General features: G+C 44.2%; 1 protein-coding gene and 2 pseudogenes. 1 reads left to right on the top strand and 2 read right to left on the bottom strand.

Annotated elements, in window-relative coordinates; all coding sequences use genetic code 11:
- Positions 1-3 precede the first annotated feature (3 nt).
- Entirely contained in the window at positions 4-423 is a 420-nt protein-coding gene (locus AB4496_RS15585; protein WP_009847895.1) for a secondary thiamine-phosphate synthase enzyme YjbQ, read from the bottom strand.
- Between the two features lie 326 nt (positions 424-749).
- Between AB4496_RS15585 and pgi the strand changes: the two are divergent.
- Positions 750-2,183 (top strand): annotated as a pseudogene (pgi, locus tag AB4496_RS15580) (glucose-6-phosphate isomerase); the annotation flags it as partial.
- Here the strand turns inward: pgi and AB4496_RS15575 are convergent.
- A pseudogene (locus tag AB4496_RS15575) lies at positions 2,166-2,542 on the bottom strand (hypothetical protein); the annotation flags it as partial. The pseudogenes pgi and AB4496_RS15575 overlap by 18 nt on opposite strands.

Below are 2,542 nucleotides of genomic sequence, written 5' to 3'. Positions count from 1 at the left end.
ACGTTACTCACCTTGAATGGTCGCAATAACGGTACGACTTCCGCCACAATCTCGGTGTTCACCTAAGTAAATGCCCTGCCATGTCCCTAATGCTAGACGACCATTGGTAATTGGAATTGTCACACTGGTACCAAGTGTCGATGCTTTAATGTGAGCGGGCATATCATCATCACCTTCGTAGGTGTGCTTGTAGTAGGGTGCTCGTTCGGGAACAAACTTATTAAAGTGTGATTCCATATCAGTGCGGACAGTAGGGTCTGCGTTCTCATTTAGCGTAAGGCTAGCAGATGTATGCTGAATGAATAGATGTAATAAACCAACAGACAGTGAATGGATATCGGATATCTGTTGTTCAATTTCATCAGTGATGAGATGAAATCCACGTTTTTGTGCGTGTAGGTGTATCGTCTTCTGAATCCACATACGCCATCCTCTATAATGTATTTGGAAAAAAAGTGGTTTAACGCTATCTTTTGAACTTGAATTTATCAGGTTTCGCTCACATTTAATGAAGTGAGCGCTAGAGTCAGTACCGATTCTTCTATCAGGAAATCTAATTCTGATTTATCTCAAGGTACCGCTCTTCATATGCGGCATAATACGTCGTGAAAAAAAATTACAAAGAATCTTTCAGTGGTGATGCGATTTGGTCATCATAGAAAAATATAAACTTTCGCCTAATCGGGGGTTCTATTCATCACTTTGGTGACGTCTAGAATAAAACCTACAGTAACATCGGGATAGATACCATGTTGAAAAATATCAACCCAACGCAAACACAAGCGTGGAAAGCTCTAACTGCACATTTTGAGTCTGCTCAAGATATGGATATGAAAGAGCTATTTGCTCAAGATGCAAAGCGTTTCGAGAGCTTCTCTACTCGTTTCGGTTCAGACATCTTAGTGGATTACTCTAAGAACCTTATCGACGCTGAAACGATGCAGCACCTATTTGCTCTTGCGAACGAGACTGAAGTTAAGTCTGCAATCGAAGCAATGTTCGGCGGTGATGCAATCAACAAGACTGAAGGTCGTTCAGTTCTTCACACTGCGTTACGTAACCGTAGCGACAAGCCAGTAATGGTTGATGGCAAAGACGTAATGCCAGCAGTGAATGCAGTACTAGCAAAAATGGAACTGTTCACACACCGTATCGTTTCTGGTGAGTGGAAAGGTTACACAGGTAAAGAGATCACTGATGTAGTTAACATCGGTATCGGCGGTTCAGACCTTGGTCCATACATGGTAACTGAAGCACTTACGCCATACAAAACTCGCCTAAACATGCACTTTGTTTCTAACGTAGACGGCACTCACATCGTTGAGACACTAAAGCCTCTTAACCCAGAAACAACACTGTTCCTAGTGGCATCTAAGACATTTACCACTCAAGAAACAATGACGAACGCACACTCTGCGCGTGATTGGTTCTTGGCTGAAGCGGGCGACTCAGCACACGTTGCTAAGCACTTCGCAGCACTATCAACAAACGCGGCTTCAGTTGCTGAGTTTGGTATTGATACTGACAACATGTTCGAATTCTGGGATTGGGTAGGCGGTCGTTACTCACTATGGTCAGCGATCGGTCTTTCTATCTCACTATCTATCGGCTTCGATAACTTCGCTGAGCTACTCGATGGCGCACATGAGATGGATAACCACTTTGCTTCAACGGAATTTGAAAGCAACATTCCAGTGATCCTTGCGTTAATTGGTGTTTGGTACAACAACTTCCACGGCGCTGAGTCAGAAGCAATCCTACCTTACGATCAATACATGCACCGTTTTGCTGCTTACTTCCAGCAAGGTAACATGGAATCTAACGGTAAATTCGTTGACCGTGAAGGTAACCCAGTAGAATACCAAACAGGCCCTATCATCTGGGGTGAACCTGGTACAAACGGTCAGCACGCGTTCTACCAACTGATTCACCAAGGCACTAAGCTGATCCCATCAGACTTCATTGCTCCGGCTATCAGCCACAACCCAGCATCTGATCACCACCAGAAGCTAATGTCTAACTTCTTTGCTCAAACTGAAGCGCTAGCTTTCGGTAAGACAAAAGAGACAGTAGAAGCTGAATTCCTAGCGGCTGGCAAAACAGCTGAAGAAGTTGCTGAGCTAGTACCTTTCAAAGTATTTGAAGGTAACCGCCCAACGAACTCTATTCTTGTTAAGCAAATCAACAGAATCCGCGTAAGCAAAGTAGTGACGACGCTCAATCAGATCAGACAGCGCGAACACTTTGCCTTTTAGCGTTTGTAGCGCGTTGTCTGCTTGACGATATTCAGCTTCCAAAGCTTCGAACTGCTCTGGGTCAGCCTCTAGTGCAGATACGATTTGCTCTAGAGAAGTAAGCGCTTTGCCGTGCGTATTCAAGTAAGACTTAGCTTCACTTAAACGCTCTAGTTGTGCTTCTAATTCTGCTAAGCGCTCAGCCAATGTTTCGTCTTCTAAAATACGAACCATTGGCGCTAATTTATCTAGCGCACCGAGTGCCTGCTTGCTTTGTAGAAGCTGACTACGTTGTTGCTGCTCTTTAG

It is taken from the genome of Vibrio sp. 10N.222.46.A1, assembly GCF_041473595.1.
GTDB classification, from domain to species: domain Bacteria; phylum Pseudomonadota; class Gammaproteobacteria; order Enterobacterales; family Vibrionaceae; genus Vibrio; species Vibrio tasmaniensis_A.
The sequence above is the reverse complement of the archived record's forward strand: the minus strand, read 5'-3'. Positions and strand labels throughout refer to the sequence as shown.